This window comes from Saccharococcus thermophilus (assembly GCF_011761475.1).
Classification (GTDB): Bacteria; Bacillota; Bacilli; order Bacillales; family Anoxybacillaceae; genus Saccharococcus; species Saccharococcus thermophilus.
Genome location: NZ_JAASRS010000001.1, coordinates 2,880,848 through 2,899,169, shown reverse-complemented (window position 1 = coordinate 2,899,169; position 18,322 = coordinate 2,880,848). Strand labels below are relative to the sequence as shown.

Sequence of the window (18,322 nt, the reverse complement as noted above, 5' to 3'; positions counted from 1 at the left end):
CATTGTCAAAGGAGGATTCAGATGAGCAAAACACCGATTACGGTTGCGTACGGAGATGGAATCGGCCCGGAAATTATGGATGCTACGTTAAATATTTTAGACGCTGCCGGTGCGCAACTAGATATTGAGACGATTGAGATTGGGGAAAAAGTGTATCTCCGCGGCGGCACGACGGGATTGGAAGAGAACGCGTGGGATTCGTTAAGAAGAACGAAAGTATTTTTAAAAGCACCGATTACGACACCGCAAGGAGGGGGCTATAAAAGTTTAAACGTTACGATTCGCAAGGCGCTTGGTCTTTACGCAAATGTTAGACCAGCTGTAGCGTATTATCCGTTTGTCGAAACGAAACATCCAAATATGGATGTCGTCATTATTCGCGAAAATGAAGAAGATTTGTACGCCGGCATCGAGCATCGCCAAACGGAACAAGTATATCAATGTTTGAAATTGATTACCCAGCCTGGTTCGGAAAAAGTGATCCGCTATGCGTTTGAATATGCGCGCAGCTACGGCCGCAAAAAAGTAACCTGTTTTGTGAAAGACAACATTATGAAGTTGACAGACGGCATTTTCCATCGCATGTTTGACGAAATCGGCAAAGAGTATCCAGATATTGAAAAAGAAACGTGGATTGTCGATATCGGCGCGGCAAAATTGGCCAATAGCCCAGAAGAATTTGATGTCATTGTCATGCCAAACTTATACGGCGATATTATGTCCGATATTGCGGCGCAGATTTCTGGTTCTGTCGGTCTTGGCGGTTCGGCGAATATCGGCGATCAATGCGCAATGTTTGAAGCGGTTCACGGATCGGCGCCGCCGCTTGCCGGAAAAAACCTTGCCAATCCATCCGGATTGCTTTTAGCAGCGGTGATGATGCTGCAGCATATCGGCCAGCCGGAAGTAGCGTCGCGCGTGCATAACGCTTGGCTAAAAACGATTGAAGACGGCATCCATACGTTTGACATTTACCGCGAAGGAATCAGCAAACAGCAAGTGGGAACAAAAGAGTTTGCAAAAGCGGTCATCGACCGTCTCGGCCAGCTTCCGGAAAAACTTTCGCCAGTTTCCTACAAAGAAGCGCCAAAATTGCATGCGGTGCTAAAGCCGCGGCAAAAACAAAAGAAAGAATTATTTGGCGTGGACATTTTCCTTGATTGGGATAAAGGCACGGCGGAAGAGCTCGGCAAAGCGTTGGAGCAATTTAAAGTTGGCAACCTCAAGCTTCGGGTTATTACGAACCGCGGAGTGAAGGTATATCCAGGAGGACTTCCGGAAACGTTCTGCACCGACCATTGGCGCTGCCGCTTCCATGCGGAACAAGGCGAAACGATCGAACATCGGCAAATTGCCGAATTATACAGCCAGCTTGTTGCGGCGGGATATGATTGCATTAAAACAGAAAATCTTTACTTATTTGACGGTGTACCGGGATTTGCAGCGGTTCACGGATGATCAAACAGCAGCGGAAGGCTGCTGTTTTTTTTTCTTTTTGGAAGAAAAATGAAACTTTTGAAGACAAACTTCGTAAGACGTAATGGAAGGAGGGATAGAATGAAAAAATATATTGTATTTTTGTTTAGTTTTCTGCTTATTTTTATGACGATTCAAATAGGCTCCGGAATCGTCCTGACGTGGCTGTATACGCCTGATCCGGCAAAACTATGGTCAGAAGCGGCACAGGCGCCAGCGGAAGTGCAATTTGTCAGGCCGAATTTTGGCATGTTGTTTATATCTGCCATGCTGGCTTCGATGACGTCTTTGTTGATCATGAAACTATTTCAACGATTTTCTCGTCCACGCCGTGGCTGATACAGGAAAAACGATATACTAGCTGGCAGCCTATGGGCTGTTTTTTATTTTCCATCCATAAGGAAATTGCTTCTTCGTTTGACAGCCGTGTTTTCAGCCTATGGAACGGTGTCTTGCTGATAGGAAGCAAAATTGCACGTTTCTTTGCGTCGTTGGGAAATTTGCCGGAAACCGTGAAAAAGGAGAAACATCCAATGATATTTATATATATAATTGTAAGGAGGGAATGGTCTATTTTTTACTGATGATATGGACAAGGAAGTGATGATGGATGTTTCATGTTCTCGTGACGCTAGACGCCAATTACCTTCCGCCGCTCAAAGTGCTGATGAATTCTTTGTTTCGCAATAACAACCGACCATTTACGTTTTATTTATTGTATTCCCGCATCCCTGATATAGAAATAGAATTATTAAAACAGTTTGTGGAGAGGCAAGGGCATCAGCTCGTGCCGATTTATGTAGATTCAGAGTTGTTTGCCGATGCGCCTGTATTTCGCCATTACACAGCAGAAATGTACTATCGGCTTGCCGCCCATCAGTTTTTACCGTTGCATTTAGATCGTGTTTTGTACCTTGACCCCGACATTGTCGCCATTAATCCAATCGATGAATTGTATGATATGGATTTTGAAGGAAATATGTTTATCGCCGCCGAGCATACCCACTCTACGAAAGTAACGAATCTATTTAATAAGCTGAGGCTGAAAACACCGAATGCAAAGGGATATTTTAATACTGGCGTCATGATGATGAACTTGGAGATGATGAGAAAAGAGGTTCGTATGGAAGATATTTATCAGTTCATCCGTGAAAATCGCTTTAAGCTCGTGCTCCCTGACCAAGATGTACTAAACGGATTGTATTGGGACAAAATTAAACCAGTAGATGGCTATCGTTATAATTATGATGCCCGCTATTACGATATGATTCAACTGTTGCCGAATCCAAAGCACGATTTGTATTGGATTTTGGAAAATACTATATTTATTCATTATTGCGGAAAAGATAAGCCGTGGAAAGAAAATTATAAAGGAGAGCTTGGTCTGTTCTATAAACGGTATAGCGATGTTTTGCAGCTCGAAGGGGAAACAACATAAAGGCAGCGTAAACCGCTGCCTTGCGAAAATAGGATTATTTTTTGCGCGCTTTGCTTTGGCGAATGCCTGCGGCTTGCGCGCGCGCTTGTGCTTCTAGATCTTCATAATCGGCAAATTCGCGGGAATATTCGACGTCTAGTCCGTCGGATTTCAGCTGTTTTGGAACTTGCGGCAAAGTAACTTTGTTTTTATCACGTGTTTTTTGTCCACGAGATCGACCCATCGTTTATGCCTCCTAAGCCATAATGTGAATCGTACGATTCACTACTTAGGATGGCGGTAGCGCTAAAAAGTATAAATAACAATGTTTTCTAATGTTTCGATCTTTTTGCCGTATAGCCGCCGGCTTGGTCGGCTAATTTAAAATCGCGGGAATACGCTATTTCTTGTGCTCTCGTTAACGTACTTTTTGTTTTTTCGACTCTTCGTTTTTCCGCCATGCTTTGCCCCTCACTCTTGTGAAAATTTGTTTATCTTTAGTTTGCCCGCTGTCGTTCTATTTTATGCATGTGAAATTACGCTTCTTTTCGTTGTTCTTCTTCGATGGTGGAAGGATGGCGGAGTGTATATAATGTGTAGTTATCTTTTGTGATTTCGTATAAATTGTACACATCCGCTCCAATTTGTTCGAGCAGGTTTTTTCTTGTCTCGTTTGCCGGCGTGACGTACGGCAGTTTTTCCGCCGCTTTAATGGAGCGGATGTTAACTTTGCGAATGCGCATAAATACCGTTTCGATGGAAAGTTCATAAAATAGTTCATGGAAAAACGCCTCTTTTGCACGGCGGTTATACCCTTGACCGTGATACGGCTTTCCCAGCCATGTGCCTAAAAATCCGGCGTTATCCTGTATATCGAATAAGCTGATTGTGCCAATCGGATTTCCCCATTCATCCAAAATCGTGCGAGAAATAAGTTCACCGCGCTCTTCTGCTTCGATCATTTGTTTCGTCATAAACAAAAATTCTTCGTACGAGCCCGCTTTTTGGCGCACGAAGGGGAAGACCTCCGGGTGCACCATCAGCTCGTAAAGTGCATGGCAATCTTGCAGGTCACGTTTTTTTAACATACTTTTCCCTCCTTATCGAGGGCAGTTTACCTGTGGACGAAACCACCCTCGAAATTTCTTAATATATATTCATCAAAAAATTTCGGGGTGGGAATCGAACCCACTAGAACCAGCGGGATCCGCTGGTGGCGCACCATTTGCCTTCCCCTTTGTCGCGTCGATATATGATTATAGGCAACGAGTCGATTAAGGCCTTCATCATCATACACGATGATAAAGAAAAAAGAAATAGGTTTTTTGTTAAATTTTTATGGATATTTTTTGGTTTTTTAACGGCGAAACAGTTATGTGGCTAATAAATCGGCTAAACTTTTTTCCAGTGTAGGGAAGGAAAAGATAAACCCAGCTTCCATCAGTTTTTTCGGAATTACTTGCTGTCCTTCGGTTACAAGCATGCTCATTTCACCAAGGAGGGCGCGCAGCATCGCATTTGGCACACGAAGCCAATGAGGGCGGTGGAGCAGGCGGGCGACTGTTTTTCCGAATTGCTCCATTCGGACAGGGGACGGAGCGGTAAGATTGATCGGTCCTGCGAGCCTGTCATGATCGATAATATAAGCAATGGCGCCGACAACATCGTCGATATGAATCCAAGAAAGCCATTGCTGTCCCGTGCCGATGGGGCCGCCGATATAAAAGCGATAAGGAAGAACCATTTTTGGAAGCGCGCCGCCGTTTTTGCCAAAAACGACGCCAAATCGGGCCATTACCGTACGAACGCCTAACCATTCCGCTTGTTTCGCTTCTTTTTCCCATTTCGCTACGGTTTGTGCCAGAAAATCGTTGCCAATAACTGAATGTTCTTCGGTAAAAGAAGCGGTAAGCGAAGTGCCGTAAATACCGATGGCGCTCGCGTTAATAAATACGCTAGGAGGGGATGGCAATGCTTTGATCAGTTCAATCATCCATTTGGTTGTGGAGACACGGCTATGGACAATGCGTTCTTTCTGCTCTTTTGTCCACCTTCTGCGGTTAATTGGCTCGCCGGCTAAATTAATGACAACATCAAAGGCAGGAAAATCTGTATTGGGGCGAGTATCAGGCGTCCATGCAAGATAGCGGATGGCTGCAGAGGAAGACGGTCTAGGGCGCCGGGTTAAGATATAAATCCGGTGTCCTTGCGCCGCAAAGTAATCAGCGAGCGCTTGCCCAATGAAACCTGTTCCGCCGGCAATGGCGATATGCATCCGCTTCCCTCCCTATTTTTTGGCATCATATAATTATTTCGTGTTTTATGTTCAACATTCCTTCTTATGATACGATAAAAGTGGAGGGAAAAAATCGATGGGGATCATTACGAATATAGCCGTTCAGCCAAACAGCCATGAACGCTTTCGCGTCACGATGCAAAAAGAAAATGGAGAAATAGATGTGATTACCGTTGATCAAGACGTGCTGCTTCAATTCCGCCTGAAAAAAGGAATGGAAATCGATGAGAATTTCTTACAAGAAATAGTATATGCGGATCAAGTTAAAAAATCGTATAATCAGGCTTTATATTTTTTATCGCACCGCATGCGGTCCGAACGCGAGGTGACCGATCACTTAAGAAAAAAAGGCGCGGCTGACGATGTGATTGCAAAGGTGCTGGATAAGCTGCGGGAGAACAAATACGTCGATGATCGTGAATTCGCTTTCGCCTATGTGCGTACACAAAAGCAAACGACAGCAAAAGGGCCGTATGTGATCCGTAAAGAATTGGAAAAGCTCGGGATTGCGGAAGAATGGATTGAACAAAGCCTTGCTCATTATTCGTTTGCCGAACAAGTGGAGATGGCTCGGTCGCTTTATGAAAAAGCAAAAAAACAACGGACGAAACAGTCGGCGCGGCAATGGAAATATCAGGTCGAGCAGCTTTTACAGCGAAAAGGATTTTCACGAGAAGTCATCGATGCGGTGTTTTCATCAGGAACGGATGAGAGGGAGGAGCAGGAGTGGGAAGCTTTGGACTATCAAGGAAGAAAAGCGCACCGCCGCTATGAAAAATACGAAAGCCCACTGTACGAACAAAAAATGAAACAGGCGCTGTACCGCAAGGGCTTCCCACTCGAGATGATCGAACAGTTTTTAAGCAAATTAAAGAACGAGCAGGAACGTTAAGATAAAATGATTTCTGTTTGACCGTCTTCGCAAGCAATAATTTGCTTTGCGATTTCCTTTGGCGGGCGCAGCCGCGAGCGGTCTTTTATATGATCGCTTCCGTCCCAAAACGGTGTGTCCATGCCGCCCATATATACGGCGGTGACGGAAACATTGGTTCCTTCCAGTTCTTTTACTAAGCTCTCGCTAAAACCGCGAATCGCAAATTTGGTCGCAGCGTAAACGGTTTCGTTTACTTTGCCGCGCAAACCGGCGGTGGAAATAATATTGATAATTTTTGCCTTTGGCATGGCGAGAAGATGCGGTAAAAATGCTTTTGTCATATAAATGGTACCGTTGACGTTCGTTTGAATCATCTCGTCAATTTGCTGCCGGGAAAGGGAAGGAAGCGGACCAAAATGGCCGATGCCGGCGTTATTCACAAGACACGTAACATGGTGATTTTTCGCGATCGTATCGACTGTGTTAACGACATCTTCGTAACGGCGGATATCAAGTGAATAGGCAAATGCTTTTCCGCCGAGATGTTCGATTTGTTGCACTACGTCTAAAAGAGGAGATATCCGTCTACCAAGAGCAACGACGGTATGTCCTTTTTGGGCGTATTGCAACGCTAATTCTCTTCCTAAACCTGTACCAGCCCCAGTAATAGCAATAACATCCATCATCTGTCTCTCCATTCTGTTGGGTTGTCGTTTTTATCATATAATAAAAATCAAAGGAGGAACAAACAATGAAAGCGCAAGGAGAACAAAAGCGTTACAGTGAAATGACGGAACAGGAATTACATCAAGAAATCGCGGTATTGACGGAAAAAGCACGCAAAGCGGAACAGATGGGAATGGTCAACGAATACGCCGTATACGAAAGAAAAATCGCCGTGGCCAAAGCCTATCTGCTTGACCCGAACGATTTCCAGCCAGGGGAGATATATGAAATTGAAGGCGATCCAGGAGAGTATTTTAAAGTGCGCTATTTAAAAGGTGTGTTTGCTTGGGGCTATCGTCTAAAAGGGGATGGAGAAGAAGAGGCGTTGCCGATTTCACTGCTGCGCAAGCCAAATATGTAAAAAAAACCTAGAGAATAAATGAATTCCCTAGGTTCCATCAGCTACGACTGTTTTCGCGTCTGACGTTCAAGAATAATTAAATCGAGCGCTTGCTGTGTTTCCCCGTTCACTTGCGAGTGGGCATGTTTTGGGTTTGCCCATGGCTGCTGAAAAGGGTTGGAGTAAAGATTATCATAAAATTTTTTGTGTGAATGGTGACCCATTATCGAACACCTCTCAAAACTAAGGAAGATTTTTAAAAATAATCTCCACGTTCGCCAGAAGCGCGCATACGTTCTTGCGGATGGGTGTTAGTTGTGCCGTCTGCCCGTTTGGAAGCGTACTCTGCTTTTGCTCGTGGTTCACCTTCGAATTTGTTATTGCTTTGGTTTGGGAAATTGTGCTTTTTATTCCGCATTGCACATTCCCTCCTTTTTTCTTGCTCGTGTTGATGGCCAACACGTATTCTTATTATGATGCAAGTGGATGTGGTTATGTGTGCAAATTGTTGGGACAAGAGGTGAAAAAAATGACGATGCACGAATATTTCGAACGGCTGACAAATTATTTGCTCGAGAAAAATCCGTCCCTTGCTTATGCGCAAGCGAGAACATGGGTCGAATTATTATGGGAAGATTTTGAAACGACGTACGCCCGCGCCGGACACGAGTACAGAGGAAAAGAGCTGACCGAAAAAGTCGTGCGGCAATGGATCGACCGCTACGGAGCAACGCTGCATGAGTTTCAAACAAACAATCCAAAATATAAACATTTATTAAATCGCAATGATTACCTAAAGCAATGAACCTCTCCCACCTACGTTTCATAGAGAGGTGGGAGTTTCTTACCATCTCTCACCAAAGAAGCTTCTGCGCGGAAGAAGGCGGCCTCCTTCCACTCGATGAATGCATCGGAAGCCTTCTGGATGGGTCCAGTAAGTAACATCGGCACTTAACCGTTGGGGCGGTCCAACCCTTCTACTACTTCTTGCTTACGCAATCCGTAGCTATGTTCGTTTTTGGGAATCAAAAACTTCCCGATTCCTCTCCCTCCTTCACTCCGTTTAGAGGAAGGGAGACTTCTCGGGAAAAAGTGTTAAAAATAGGCGGGTGCTTCTAAGCGTCCGCCTATTTTGCTTAGTTTGGCGCGAGATCCAGTTTTTTTCGCAGCTTTCCTTCGCTAAAAACCCATCCTGTGTAGGAACTGATAACATTTAAATTGCGATCCAATTGTGCTACGGCTACAAATGGGTAGTGGCCTTTGCTTCGGTAGCGCAAATCGGTAAAGCGCACTTCATAATAATCATCATATTCATGAAGCTCCCAGCGATAAACAGGGGAAAATGATAAAAAGGCGGCAACGTTTTCATCCCGCTTGGCCGCTTCGATGACGGGATCATCGGGAAGAGGGCATTTTTCAAATTGATCCAATATATAGATGCGCCCGTTTTTTGCCCGTCCGACATAAAAGTAATCTTTTGCCGTAATTGCTAAATGCCACTCGCGGAAGCGGAATGTCGGAACGGTAATAATCTGTTCGACATCGTTAATTTCGGCGCGGACGGCTTTTTTAATCGCTGCCTGCTGGCGGAATCGTATCATATAATAAACGGCGATGACACCGTAAATCGCTAAAAACGTATAACCAGGATGAACGTCAAGAAACAAAAGACCGATCCCGATGAGATGCAGGGCAAAAATGATTGGGTCGAATGTATTAATCACGCCGAGCGCAATCCACTTTTTTGTAAACGGACGCAGCGCCTGGGTGCCATAAGCGTTGAAAATGTCAACAAACACGTGAAACACGACAGCAATGAACGTCCATAGCCATAGGTGAAATAAGTTGACCGATGGATAAAGAAAAGCGATCATCGCGGTAATCAGGAGCGGCCATAATGATACGGCAGGGATGGAGTGGGTAATGCCGCGATGGTTACGAATATATTTGGCATTGTTGCGCAATTTCAGCACGGTATCGATATCCGGCGCTTGGGAGCCGGATAATGTTCCAATCAGTACAGCGTGAGACAAAAGAGGATCATGTGCGACAGCGGGGTCCAATGTGGCAATGCTGCCTAGCGCTACCCCCATCAAAATGTGCGTACCTGTATCCAAGCGAAGTAAGCCTCCTTTGTTAGTCTCGTCCATTAGTATACCCAGTCCGTTTCCGATCATTGGACAAGTGAGCGTATATGAAAAACGAATGATGTATTGCCAGTGTAACATATTTCATATTCATTGGCGAGGGATGGGAATACTAAAGCCATCTTTCCGGTCCAGGAAAGATGGCTGAAATAGGGGATTGTTTAGCTTTTGTCGTCATGCAGCCGTTTTCCAATTTCTTTTAAAGAGGAAAGAATAAAGCGGATGGCGCGGTTAATGTCAGGATCATTTATTGCTTTTAGCAGATCAAAAATGCCGATTTTTTTACCGCTTTCTTTTGTTTGTTTATAGGCTTCGGCAAAGCCGGAAGCGGTGCTTTCCAATAATTTAGAGGTTAATTGTGGATCGAGATTGGCGAGCAGCTGCGCAATCCCGATCACATGGTTAATCATCGTTGTCACTGGCTTGCGATTTGCTTGCCCAATGACGATTTTTGCGATGTCTTCTCTTGCTTTCAGCATCGCGTTGGCGGCTTCGAGGAGGCCGCTTTTGTGCAGTTCCTCTACGATGGAAAGCAGTTCGTGAACCGCTTTTTCCTTTTCCGTCAGGGAAACTTTAAGCTCCTCGATCGTTTTCTCCCGCTTTTCTTCCTCTGTTACTGTTTGTTTTTGAATCGTTGTAATTGGTTTAGCCACGCGGCTCTGCCTCCTTCCATTCGTCTGTTAGAGGAACGTAGTCAGGACGTTGCCATTTTCGTTCGACTTCGACGCCTTTACGCGGATTCCGCTTTTTAAAACGCGGATTGGTACGCGGAAGTGGAGATTCTCCGTCGACTTCCAACACTTGCATGCGCACTTTTGCTTGTTTAAACGCCGGTGTATTCGTGCGATGGTCAGTGGCAGGGCCAGTAAGTATGTTAATAGCGCTTTCGTTTGTTGCCGAGTGCATTGGTAAGAATAATTCTTTTCCTTTGACACGATCCGTGACAAGCACGCGCACTTTTACTTGGCCAAACGGCGATTCTAAACGAACGAGCGAACCATCTTTAATGCCGCGTTCTCTCGCTAATTCCGGCGATACTTCGACGAACACTTCTGGGAATTTTTTTTGAATGCCTTGCGATTTGTATGTTAAGTTTCCTTCATGGAAATGTTCGAGCAATCGCCCGTTATTGACAAGCAAATCATATTCTTCCGGATACTCTACCGGTTGTACCCAGTCGGCAAGCGCAAAGCGTGCTTTTCCGTCTGGGAAGTTGAAGCGTTCTTTATAAAGAATTGGCGTATGCGCACCGTCATGGCTACCCCAGCAGAGGCTGTTCCATCCTTCCAAGTTTTCGTATTGCGCCTGCGAGAATAGCGGTGCGAGGCTTGCAATTTCATCCATGATTTCTTTCGGACCAGAGTAGTTCCAATCAGCGCCCATCCGTTTCGCGATTTCTTGAATGATCCACCAGTCTGGTTTGGAGTCGCCCAGCGGCTCAAGCGCTTGGTAGAAACGTTGAATGCGCCGTTCCGTATTGGTAAATGTTCCTTCTTTTTCTAAGCTTGGCGTTGCCGGCAAAACGACATCAGCAAATTGCGCTGTTTTTGACAAGAAAATGTCTTGTACGACTAAGAAGTCTAATTCTGAAAGTACTTTTTGGACATGGTTGGCGTTGCAGTCGACAAACGCCATATCCTCACCAACGATATACATTGCTTTTAATTTTCCTTGTTCCGCAGCTTCAATCATTTGGATGTTGTCAAGCCCTGGCTTTCCATCAATGCGAACGCCGTATGCTTTTTCAAATTTTGCCCGCGCAACGTCATCCGTAATATGTTGATATCCTGGAAGCCATCCAGGCAGCGAGCCCATATCGCAAGCGCCTTGCACGTTGTTATGACCGCGCAGCGGGAACGCTCCAGCGCCTGGGCGTCCGTAGTTACCTGTTGCAAGCAATAAGTTCGAGATGGCTGCTGATGTATCGCTTCCTCCCGTGTTTTGCGTAACGCCCATTCCCCAGAGGACACACGTGCCATCCGCCTCATGGATCATTTCAGCGATGCGAATTAAGTCTTCTTTCGCAACGCCTGTTACTTCTTCCGCGTAATCGAGCGTATATTTTTCGAGTACTTCTTTGAATTCATCGAAGAAATGAACGCGTTCGCGAATGAATTCTTCATCATGCCAGCCTTGGTCGATGATATATTTCGTAACGGCCATCAACCATACTTGGTCAGTGCCTTGTTTTGGTCGGATAAATAGATCGGCGCGTTCCGCCATTTCATTTTTGCGCAAGTCGGCGACAATTAATTTTTGGCCGAATAGCTTATGTGCGCGTTTGACGCGAGTCGCCAAAACAGGGTGTCCTTCTGCCGGGTTAGCGCCGATAATAATCACTAATCCTGCGGATGCGATATCTTGAATCGTTCCGGAATCGCCGCCCATTCCTACCGTGCGGAACAGTCCGTCCGTTGCCGGCGACTGACAATAGCGTGAACAGTTATCGACGTTGTTCGTTTCAAACACTTGTCGAGCCAATTTTTGCATTAAATAGTTTTCTTCATTCGATGTTTTTGACGACGAAATAAAGCCGATGGCGTTGCCACCGTATTTCCGCTTAATTTCCCCAAGTTTTTCCGCAACGAGCGAAAGCGCTTCTTCCCATGTCGATTCTACGAACGCGTCGCCTTTGCGGATGAGCGGTTTGGTTAGGCGCTCTTCGCTGTTGACGAAATCCCAGCCAAATTTCCCTTTTACGCATGTGGAAATCGCGTTGACCGGAGCTTCGGAGACAGGTTGGATTTTTAAGATTTTCCGTCCTTTTGTCCATACTTCAAACGAACAACCAACACCGCAGAACGTGCAAACCGTTTTCGTCTTTTTAATGCGTTGTTCCCGCATCGCCGCTTCGATTTCCGAAATGGCAAAAATACTGCTGTAGCCAGGTTCGACTTCTTTTACAAAATCGATCATCGGATTTAAAATTTCTTTATCTAAACCGGTCATAAAGCCGGCCTCGCCTAACATCGATTTTTCCATTAATGCATTGCATGGGCAAACGGTAACGCATTGTCCGCAGCTAACACAGGAAGATTCATTAATCGGAACACCGTTATCCCAAATGACACGAGGACGTTCCGCTTCCCAGTCGATCGATAACGTTTCGTTCACTTGTAAGTTTTGACATACTTCCACGCATTGCCCACAAGCGATGCATTGGTTTGGATCATAGCGATAGAACGGATGGGACATGTCGACTTCCGATGGGTCTACTTTTGGGCGATATGGATACGATTGATGCTCAATTCCCATCATTTCCGCCGTATTGTGCAATTTGCAGTTTCCGTTATTGTTATCACAGACCGTACAATATAATAGGTGGTTTTCTAAAATACGGTCCATCGCTTCTTTTTGCGCTGCTTTCGCCCGCTCTGAAGAGAGTTCGACGTACATGCCATCTTTTACAGGTGTGGAACAGGCGCGCACTAATTTTCCGTCTACTTCAACAATACATGTGTCACATGTTTGAATGGCTCCCAGTTCAGGAGTATAGCAAACTTGCGGATGGGGAATATTGTTTTCATTAATGACCTGTAAAATGGTCATTCCTTGTTTGGCCTTGTAATCATTTCCGTTGATCGTAATCGTGACCCAAGGTTCGTTCATGGGTGATACCTCCTCCTGAAATAAAAACTCCACCATGAATGAAAGCTGTGCTCAGTCATGGTGGAGTAGTTTTTTAGCATGAATGATACTAAAAGAACCAATCCGCATCCTAAAAATAGACTAGTAGAAAAATAACAAGGACATCCTTATTATTTTTCCACTACGTATATGTTGTTTTATTGTAATTATAGTACTATATAGTTTATAAAACAACCGCTGATCTCAGTTTTTTGCAAATGAATCAGAGCTGGAAAGGGGGCTTTCCGATGTCGAAAAAAGAAGCAGCATTTAACGACTTGGTGCGAAAAGTTCGCAAACAGTTGTTTGGAAAAGGGCCGGAACGGATTAAAACTTATTTTGTTGATAATCTCGCTGTCACGATCTTGCAAGGAAATTTAACGCCGACAGAAAAATTTATTGCCCGGTCGCCGGAAGGAAAAGAGATGGTGCATACCGCCCGCACGCGGATGATCTAAGAGGTATATGCGCAAAAAGTCCCGGAAGGTCTCGAGGAGCTGGCCGGATCGAAGCTGTTGTATTTGTTCAATGATATTAAAGTCGAAGAAGATATTGCCGTTTCTGTGTTTGTATTTGAAAAACCAATTAAGCAATAACATATAACGATTTCTGTATTGTTTTTTAATGCGCTTTCATGTTATGCTAAAAATAGATTAATATGATGGATACGGTAGGAAGCTTGGCTATACAATGGCGAAAGGGCTATTGGTAGTTAAGTTTCCGTTTGTAGTGTGATGGGAGCGTTGGTTTTATCACAGAGTGCTGTGTGGAAACTACCGCCACTTTTCTATGGATAGAGAAGGATACGTATGCCTTCGTCATAGAAAAGATGGCGGTTTTCTTTTTGCAAAACTGGAAACGAGAGGGGATTGGATGGAAAACTTTGTTATGCGGCGGCAAAACATTATCAAGTATCGTAGCAATCATTTTGAAGAAGTCGATGATGAAATTGCCGTGGAATTTCCGCTTACGATTATCGTTGACGGACAAGAGTTTGCGACGATGGTCTGCACCCCGACGCATCTAGAGGAATTAGTGATTGGTTTTTTAGCTTCAGAAGGGGTTATTCGCTCCAGCAAGGAAATAAAAGCGATAGCTGTGGATGAACATCGCGGGTTTGCTTACGTGGAGCTGGTCACGAAACAGTCGATTCAAAAAGAGTTTTACGCTAAGCGTTTTATTGGTTCCTGCTGCGGAAAAAGCCGACAATTTTACTTTTATAATGACATGAAGACGGCGAAGACGATTGTCCACAGCACAAACATCCGGGTAGAGCAATGCATCCGCCTGATGCAGCTATTGCAGGAGCAATCAACGGATTTCCAGGCAACCGGCGGCATTCATAACGCGGCGCTTTGCACGTCAAATGAACTTCTTCTTATTCGCTCGGATATTGGCAGGCATAATGCGCTCGATAAAATTTATGGATATTGCCTGCAGCACGGGTTGCCATTGTCGGACAAAGTGATCGCCTTTAGCGGCAGAGTATCATCCGAGGTATTGCTAAAAGTTTCCAAAATGGGAATCGGCATTATTTTATCGAAATCGGCGCCGACGACGTTAGCGCTTGAACTGGCAAATGATTTAGGCATTACGGTTGTAGGATTTATTCGCGGTCATACGTTTAATGTATACACACATCCAAATAGAATAACAGGGTTAGAAGAAGAAACATTGCAATTTGATAACTAATCATGAAACTAAGTGGGGGATCAAACAATGGCTTACCGCAATCCGTCACAAATTGCGCAACTTGCCATTGAAGCGGGAACGCGGAAAGCGAATTTACCGTTATTATCACAAATCGTTCTTGGTTTTTTGGCAGGAGCGTTTATTGCGCTTGGATTTTTATTGGACATTCGCGTAATTGGCAACGTTCCGCCGCAATGGGGGAGCTTTGCCAATTTTTTAGGGGCGGCGGTGTTTCCGTTAGGGCTTGTGCTGGTGATTATTGCAGGTGGCGAGCTGCTGACGGGGAATATGATGTCAATGACTTTGGCGGCGTTAGCAAAAACGATTGCGTTTGGGAAGCTAATCAAAGGCTGGTTTTGGGTTACTGTAAGCAATTTCCTTGGTGCGGTCTTTGTCGCCTATTTGTTTGGCCATGTCGTCGGTTTAACGGCGGAAGGCCCGTTTTTAGCCAAGACGGTTGCCATTGCTGATGCGAAGCTTCACGATACATTTATGCAGGCGTTTATTTCGGGGATTGGCTGCAACTGGCTGGTGACATTAGCGGTTTGGCTGTCATACGGCGCGGAAGATATCGGCGGCAAAATACTTGCGATTTGGTTTCCGGTCATGGCGTTTGTCGCCATCGGTTTTCAGCACGTCGTCGCCAATATGTTCGTTATTCCCGCAGCGATTTTTGAAGGCCATGCGGCATGGGCGGACTGGTTCCGAAATTTCGTTCCTGTCTTCCTTGGCAACGCCGTTGGCGGAAGCGTCTTTGTCGCGTTATTATACTGGTTTGTGTATGTGAAAGACCATGCGAAACAAAACGTTGCTCATGTGAAAGTAGTCAAAAAAGAAGCAAGATAATAACAGCGAAAACACCTGATGCTGCGAAAGGCACAATCAGGTGTTTTTTGTTATAATAAACATGCAAAACGGACATAAGGGCATCATGGAGGAAATAAGGTGAAAGAACAAACATTGCTTGGCGGATTTGCCATCAAACAGTTTCAGCAAGATCTAATCGGCTGGTTTGAAAAAGAACAGCGTGACCTGCCGTGGCGCAAAGATAGCGATCCGTATAAAGTATGGGTGTCGGAAGTGATGCTGCAGCAGACAAAGGTCGATACGGTGATTCCGTATTTTCAAAAGTTTATCGAGCAGTTTCCGACACTTGAAGCGCTTGCCGAAGCGGATGAGGAAGAAGTGCTGAAAGCTTGGGAAGGGCTCGGCTACTATTCGCGCGTTCGCAATTTGCATGCGGCGGTAAAAGAAGTGACAGAGCAATACGGTGGAAAAGTTCCCGATAATCGCGAGCAGTTTGCGAAATTAAAAGGGGTCGGGCCGTATACGACAGGCGCGGTGCTAAGCATCGCCTACGGCATTCCTGAACCTGCGGTCGATGGCAATGTCATGCGCGTGCTGTCGCGCATTTTTCTTGTTTGGGAAGATATAGCGAAAGCGGGAACGAGAAAACTGTTTGAAGCCGTGGTGCGGCAAATTATTTCACACGAAAACCCTTCGTATTTTAATCAAGGATTAATGGAATTAGGAGCGCTTATTTGTACACCGCGCAATCCCGCCTGCCTGCTCTGCCCGGTGCAGGCGCATTGCCGCGCGTTTGCCGAAGGCGTGCAGGCGGAACTGCCGGTCAAAACCAAAAAAGCGAACGTGAAACAAGTGCCGATCATCGCTGCGGTGTTGAAAGACGAAAATGGAAAAGTATTGATTCGTAAGCGCGGCAGCGAAGGACTGCTCGCGAATTTGTGGGAATTTCCAAACTGTGAAGCGGCAGACGGACAAGCCGGTCCAGAAGAGCGGCTCGAAGCATTTTTAAAGGAACAATATGGGATCAAGGCACAGCTTGGACAACCGTTCACCGCACTAGAACATGCATTTTCCCACTTGATTTGGAAGATTACCGTTTACGATGGAAAAATAGCTGGCAAATTTACTGAAACGGAACAGCTGAAGCTGGTGGATGAAAAGGAGATCGAATCGTACGCGTTTCCTGTTTCCCACCAGCGCATTTGGCGCGAGTACAAACAAAAAACAGGTGGATTTTTCCACCCGTCTTAGTCATACACCTGTCTCGTGCCTTGTGTATACGTGGCTTCGCTGTTTTTTAGTCCGCCGCGCGCTTCGATTTCCTCGATGATTTCGCGGTGGATCGTCTGGCCTTCCACGTTTAAATATGGAGCGATTTGCTGGAAGGAATGATGGAAATAAGCGAGTTCGCTGTCCGTCCATTCCGATTTTGGAATCATGGACAGCTCTGTCATATCACGACCAACGTACATTAGAAAAGCCCCCTTTTTTTTCTAGTTTGAAAAAGTATTTATTGATTTATGCGTAAAGGAGAGAAAAACATGAGCGGAAAAGTAGCGGTAGTTACAGGAAGCAGCCGCGGAATCGGCAAGGCGATTGCCCTTCGCCTTGCGAAAGAAGGATATGATATTGTTGTGAACTACGCGCGCAGCAAAACGGCGGCACTAGAGACAGCAAAGGAAATCGAAGCGTTGGGAAGAAAGGCGCTTGTCGTGAAAGCGAACGTCGGTGATGTCGAAAAAATTAAAGCGATGTTTGCGCAAGTGGACGAAGCATTCGGCCGTGTCGACGTGCTGATTAATAACGCCGCTTCAGGAGTGCTGCGGCCGGCAATGGAGCTCGAGGAGTCGCATTGGAATTGGACGATGGACATTAACAGCAAAGCGCTTTTATTTTGCGCCCAAGAAGCAGCAAAACGAATGGAAAAAGTCGGCGGCGGCAAAATTGTCAGCATTAGCTCATTAGGAGCGATCCGCTATCTGGAGAATTATACGGCGGTCGGCGTTTCAAAAGCGGCGGTCGAATCGCTGACGCGCTATTTAGCGGTCGAATTGGCGCCGAAAAACATTTCCGTCAATGCCGTATCAGGCGGCGCCATTGATACCGATGCCTTAAAACACTTTCCAAACCGCGAGGAATTGTTGGCCGATGCGGCGGCGAAAACGCCTGCCGGCCGAATGGTGAAGCCAAAAGATATTGTTAACGCAGTAATGTTTTTGCTTTCCGATGAAGCAGAAATGATCCGCGGCCAAACGATTATCGTGGATGGTGGAAGATCTTTACTTTTGTAATTTAGATGGAATAGAATCATCACCTCCTGGGTACATTAAGTCACGTGGAGGTGATAACAATGGCAAAACAACAAAACAAAACAACTGCAGGCACTAACGTCCAAGAAGTAAGACAACAAAACGCGCAATCTGCACAAGCAGGCCAATTCGGCACTGAATTTGCTGCAGAAACTAATGCGCAACAAGTAAGACAACAAAACGCGCAAGCAGAAGCTGGCAAAGCGCAAAACTCTAGCAAGTAACTATAGAAAAGCGGAGGGCTCCGCAATTTCGCCTAAAGGCGGCCCACATCCTGTGGGCAACGGCGAAATGTCGCCATCCTGGCTCCGCGACACGCGCTGGAGGGCCCGCGAGGAGGCTCAGACCAAACAAACTTTGGTCTTGCGTGGGTTACTCAGAGAAGTTAACTCAATGTGTCGCCGCCACAGCGGGACCGAAGCGTCGCGAGCCGATGGAGCCCGAAGCTAGACAAGAAGAAAAGCGGAGGCAATAAAAGCCTCTGCTTCTTTCATTTTCCACGACTGCGAAGTCAACAAAGTAAAAAATCGATAAGGCGAAACATGATTCATTTAACGACAAAAGTTGCCATAACTTTACATATATAGTCAAAGGAATTTTGCATTCCTTCC

Annotated in this window: 22 protein-coding genes and 1 pseudogene; 12 read left to right on the top strand and 11 right to left on the bottom strand. The window is 45.6% G+C overall.

Annotated features, from left to right (window positions below; genetic code table 11):
- Positions 1-21 precede the first annotated feature (21 nt).
- The 3 genes from BDD39_RS15070 (at position 22) to BDD39_RS15060 (ending at position 2,914) form a co-directional block, all read left to right on the top strand.
- On the top strand, positions 22-1,458 hold the full coding sequence (locus BDD39_RS15070; protein ID WP_166911922.1) for an NADP-dependent isocitrate dehydrogenase: 1,437 nt from the start codon (positions 22-24) through the stop codon (positions 1,456-1,458).
- A gap of 99 nt (positions 1,459-1,557) precedes the next feature.
- The gene (locus BDD39_RS15065; RefSeq protein ID WP_166911920.1) at positions 1,558-1,815 is read left to right on the top strand and encodes a hypothetical protein; all 258 of its coding nucleotides are present in this window, start codon (positions 1,558-1,560) and stop codon (positions 1,813-1,815) included.
- Positions 1,816-2,086: 271 nt separating this feature from the next.
- Complete coding sequence (locus BDD39_RS15060; RefSeq protein ID WP_166911918.1) at positions 2,087-2,914, top strand: glycosyltransferase family 8 protein; 828 nt, start codon at positions 2,087-2,089, stop codon at positions 2,912-2,914.
- A 34-nt stretch (positions 2,915-2,948) separates the two neighbouring features.
- On the opposite strand, the gene BDD39_RS15055 is transcribed toward BDD39_RS15060, so the two are convergent.
- The 4 genes from BDD39_RS15055 to BDD39_RS15040 all read right to left on the bottom strand — a co-directional run bounded on the left by BDD39_RS15055 (position 2,949) and on the right by BDD39_RS15040 (position 5,168).
- Positions 2,949-3,137, bottom strand: coding sequence for a YfhD family protein (locus BDD39_RS15055; protein ID WP_166911916.1), 189 nt, complete (start codon positions 3,135-3,137; stop codon positions 2,949-2,951).
- 88 nt (positions 3,138-3,225) lie between these two features.
- Positions 3,226-3,354: a YfhE family protein gene (locus BDD39_RS15050; protein ID WP_166911914.1), complete on the bottom strand. Its 129-nt coding sequence runs from the start codon at positions 3,352-3,354 to the stop codon at positions 3,226-3,228.
- 75 nt (positions 3,355-3,429) lie between these two features.
- Entirely contained in the window at positions 3,430-3,981 is a 552-nt protein-coding gene (locus BDD39_RS15045; protein WP_166911912.1) for a GNAT family N-acetyltransferase, read from the bottom strand.
- Between the two features lie 284 nt (positions 3,982-4,265).
- Positions 4,266-5,168 carry a TIGR01777 family oxidoreductase gene (locus tag BDD39_RS15040; RefSeq protein WP_166911910.1) on the bottom strand — a complete coding sequence of 301 codons (903 nt, stop codon included), beginning with the start codon at positions 5,166-5,168 and terminating at the stop codon, positions 4,266-4,268.
- Positions 5,169-5,265: 97 nt separating this feature from the next.
- On the opposite strand from BDD39_RS15040, the gene recX reads away from it, so the two are divergent.
- Positions 5,266-6,081 (top strand): recombination regulator RecX, encoded by an 816-nt coding sequence (gene recX / locus BDD39_RS15035; protein WP_166911908.1) that lies wholly within the window; start codon positions 5,266-5,268, stop codon positions 6,079-6,081.
- On the opposite strand, the gene BDD39_RS15030 is transcribed toward recX, so the two are convergent.
- Positions 6,078-6,746 (bottom strand): SDR family NAD(P)-dependent oxidoreductase, encoded by a 669-nt coding sequence (locus BDD39_RS15030; RefSeq protein ID WP_166911906.1) that lies wholly within the window; start codon positions 6,744-6,746, stop codon positions 6,078-6,080. The two genes, recX and BDD39_RS15030, sit on opposite strands and share 4 nt — an antisense overlap.
- A gap of 68 nt (positions 6,747-6,814) precedes the next feature.
- On the opposite strand from BDD39_RS15030, the gene BDD39_RS15025 reads away from it, so the two are divergent.
- A complete protein-coding gene (locus tag BDD39_RS15025; RefSeq protein WP_166911904.1) occupies positions 6,815-7,150 on the top strand; it encodes a YfhH family protein in 336 nt (111 codons plus the stop codon).
- A gap of 41 nt (positions 7,151-7,191) precedes the next feature.
- On the opposite strand, the gene BDD39_RS15020 is transcribed toward BDD39_RS15025, so the two are convergent.
- Together BDD39_RS15020 and BDD39_RS15015 are read right to left on the bottom strand one after the other, a co-directional pair.
- Positions 7,192-7,353 carry a YpzG family protein gene (locus tag BDD39_RS15020; protein WP_166911902.1) on the bottom strand — a complete coding sequence of 54 codons (162 nt, stop codon included), beginning with the start codon at positions 7,351-7,353 and terminating at the stop codon, positions 7,192-7,194.
- A 32-nt stretch (positions 7,354-7,385) separates the two neighbouring features.
- A complete protein-coding gene (locus BDD39_RS15015; protein ID WP_166911900.1) occupies positions 7,386-7,547 on the bottom strand; it encodes a small, acid-soluble spore protein K in 162 nt (53 codons plus the stop codon).
- Positions 7,548-7,658: 111 nt separating this feature from the next.
- Between BDD39_RS15015 and BDD39_RS15010 the strand changes: the two genes are divergently transcribed.
- On the top strand, positions 7,659-7,934 hold the full coding sequence (locus BDD39_RS15010) for a YfhJ family protein (protein WP_243846042.1): 276 nt from the start codon (positions 7,659-7,661) through the stop codon (positions 7,932-7,934).
- 331 nt (positions 7,935-8,265) lie between these two features.
- Here the strand turns inward: BDD39_RS15010 and BDD39_RS15005 are convergent, their stop codons facing one another.
- The 3 genes from BDD39_RS15005 to fdhF all read right to left on the bottom strand — a co-directional run bounded on the left by BDD39_RS15005 (position 8,266) and on the right by fdhF (position 12,885).
- Positions 8,266-9,246 (bottom strand): metal-dependent hydrolase, encoded by a 981-nt coding sequence (locus BDD39_RS15005; protein ID WP_166911898.1) that lies wholly within the window; start codon positions 9,244-9,246, stop codon positions 8,266-8,268.
- Between the two features lie 191 nt (positions 9,247-9,437).
- Complete coding sequence (locus BDD39_RS15000; RefSeq protein ID WP_166911896.1) at positions 9,438-9,929, bottom strand: DUF1641 domain-containing protein; 492 nt, start codon at positions 9,927-9,929, stop codon at positions 9,438-9,440.
- A complete protein-coding gene (gene fdhF, locus BDD39_RS14995) occupies positions 9,922-12,885 on the bottom strand; it encodes a formate dehydrogenase subunit alpha (RefSeq protein ID WP_166911894.1) in 2,964 nt (987 codons plus the stop codon). Before fdhF ends, BDD39_RS15000 begins: the two co-directional genes overlap by 8 nt.
- A 266-nt stretch (positions 12,886-13,151) precedes the next feature.
- Here fdhF and BDD39_RS14990 point away from each other — a divergent pair.
- From BDD39_RS14990 to mutY, 4 genes and pseudogenes are all read left to right on the top strand, one after another.
- Positions 13,152-13,499 (top strand): annotated as a pseudogene (locus BDD39_RS14990) (Na-translocating system protein MpsC family protein).
- A 277-nt stretch (positions 13,500-13,776) separates the two neighbouring features.
- A complete protein-coding gene (gene fdhD, locus BDD39_RS14985) occupies positions 13,777-14,595 on the top strand; it encodes a formate dehydrogenase accessory sulfurtransferase FdhD (RefSeq protein WP_166911892.1) in 819 nt (272 codons plus the stop codon).
- Between the two features lie 27 nt (positions 14,596-14,622).
- Positions 14,623-15,441 (top strand): formate/nitrite transporter family protein, encoded by an 819-nt coding sequence (locus BDD39_RS14980; protein ID WP_166911890.1) that lies wholly within the window; start codon positions 14,623-14,625, stop codon positions 15,439-15,441.
- Positions 15,442-15,540: 99 nt separating this feature from the next.
- The gene (gene mutY / locus BDD39_RS14975) at positions 15,541-16,653 is read left to right on the top strand and encodes an A/G-specific adenine glycosylase (protein WP_166911888.1); all 1,113 of its coding nucleotides are present in this window, start codon (positions 15,541-15,543) and stop codon (positions 16,651-16,653) included.
- On the opposite strand, the gene BDD39_RS14970 is transcribed toward mutY, so the two are convergent.
- Positions 16,650-16,874, bottom strand: a complete 225-nt coding sequence (locus BDD39_RS14970) for a cytosolic protein (RefSeq protein ID WP_166911886.1) — start codon at positions 16,872-16,874, stop codon at positions 16,650-16,652. The genes mutY and BDD39_RS14970 overlap by 4 nt on opposite strands.
- A 69-nt stretch (positions 16,875-16,943) precedes the next feature.
- Between BDD39_RS14970 and fabL the strand changes: the two genes are divergently transcribed.
- Both fabL and BDD39_RS14960 read left to right on the top strand, forming a co-directional pair.
- Complete coding sequence (gene fabL / locus BDD39_RS14965) at positions 16,944-17,693, top strand: enoyl-[acyl-carrier-protein] reductase FabL (RefSeq protein WP_166911884.1); 750 nt, start codon at positions 16,944-16,946, stop codon at positions 17,691-17,693.
- A gap of 59 nt (positions 17,694-17,752) precedes the next feature.
- Positions 17,753-17,935, top strand: coding sequence for a gamma-type small acid-soluble spore protein (locus tag BDD39_RS14960; protein WP_166911882.1), 183 nt, complete (start codon positions 17,753-17,755; stop codon positions 17,933-17,935).
- The last annotated feature ends 387 nt before the right edge of the window (positions 17,936-18,322 follow it).

Coding starts and splice junctions, on each gene's coding strand:
- fabL (WP_166911884.1), top strand. CDS start 16,944: ATGAGCGGAAAAGTAGCGGTAGTTACAGGAAGCAGCCGCGGAATCGGC.
- BDD39_RS15055 (WP_166911916.1), bottom strand. CDS start 3,137: ATGGGTCGATCTCGTGGACAAAAAACACGTGATAAAAACAAAGTTACT.
- BDD39_RS15060 (WP_166911918.1), top strand. CDS start 2,087: ATGTTTCATGTTCTCGTGACGCTAGACGCCAATTACCTTCCGCCGCTC.
- recX (WP_166911908.1), top strand. CDS start 5,266: ATGGGGATCATTACGAATATAGCCGTTCAGCCAAACAGCCATGAACGC.
- fdhF (WP_166911894.1), bottom strand. CDS start 12,885: ATGAACGAACCTTGGGTCACGATTACGATCAACGGAAATGATTACAAG.
- BDD39_RS15020 (WP_166911902.1), bottom strand. CDS start 7,353: ATGGGTCACCATTCACACAAAAAATTTTATGATAATCTTTACTCCAAC.
- BDD39_RS15050 (WP_166911914.1), bottom strand. CDS start 3,354: ATGGCGGAAAAACGAAGAGTCGAAAAAACAAAAAGTACGTTAACGAGA.
- BDD39_RS14980 (WP_166911890.1), top strand. CDS start 14,623: ATGGCTTACCGCAATCCGTCACAAATTGCGCAACTTGCCATTGAAGCG.
- BDD39_RS15070 (WP_166911922.1), top strand. CDS start 22: ATGAGCAAAACACCGATTACGGTTGCGTACGGAGATGGAATCGGCCCG.
- BDD39_RS15025 (WP_166911904.1), top strand. CDS start 6,815: ATGAAAGCGCAAGGAGAACAAAAGCGTTACAGTGAAATGACGGAACAG.
- BDD39_RS15045 (WP_166911912.1), bottom strand. CDS start 3,981: ATGTTAAAAAAACGTGACCTGCAAGATTGCCATGCACTTTACGAGCTG.
- BDD39_RS15010 (WP_243846042.1), top strand. CDS start 7,659: ATGACGATGCACGAATATTTCGAACGGCTGACAAATTATTTGCTCGAG.
- fdhD (WP_166911892.1), top strand. CDS start 13,777: ATGGAAAACTTTGTTATGCGGCGGCAAAACATTATCAAGTATCGTAGC.
- BDD39_RS14960 (WP_166911882.1), top strand. CDS start 17,753: ATGGCAAAACAACAAAACAAAACAACTGCAGGCACTAACGTCCAAGAA.
- BDD39_RS15030 (WP_166911906.1), bottom strand. CDS start 6,746: ATGGATGTTATTGCTATTACTGGGGCTGGTACAGGTTTAGGAAGAGAA.
- BDD39_RS15040 (WP_166911910.1), bottom strand. CDS start 5,168: ATGCATATCGCCATTGCCGGCGGAACAGGTTTCATTGGGCAAGCGCTC.
- BDD39_RS15015 (WP_166911900.1), bottom strand. CDS start 7,547: ATGCGGAATAAAAAGCACAATTTCCCAAACCAAAGCAATAACAAATTC.
- BDD39_RS14970 (WP_166911886.1), bottom strand. CDS start 16,874: ATGTACGTTGGTCGTGATATGACAGAGCTGTCCATGATTCCAAAATCG.
- BDD39_RS15065 (WP_166911920.1), top strand. CDS start 1,558: ATGAAAAAATATATTGTATTTTTGTTTAGTTTTCTGCTTATTTTTATG.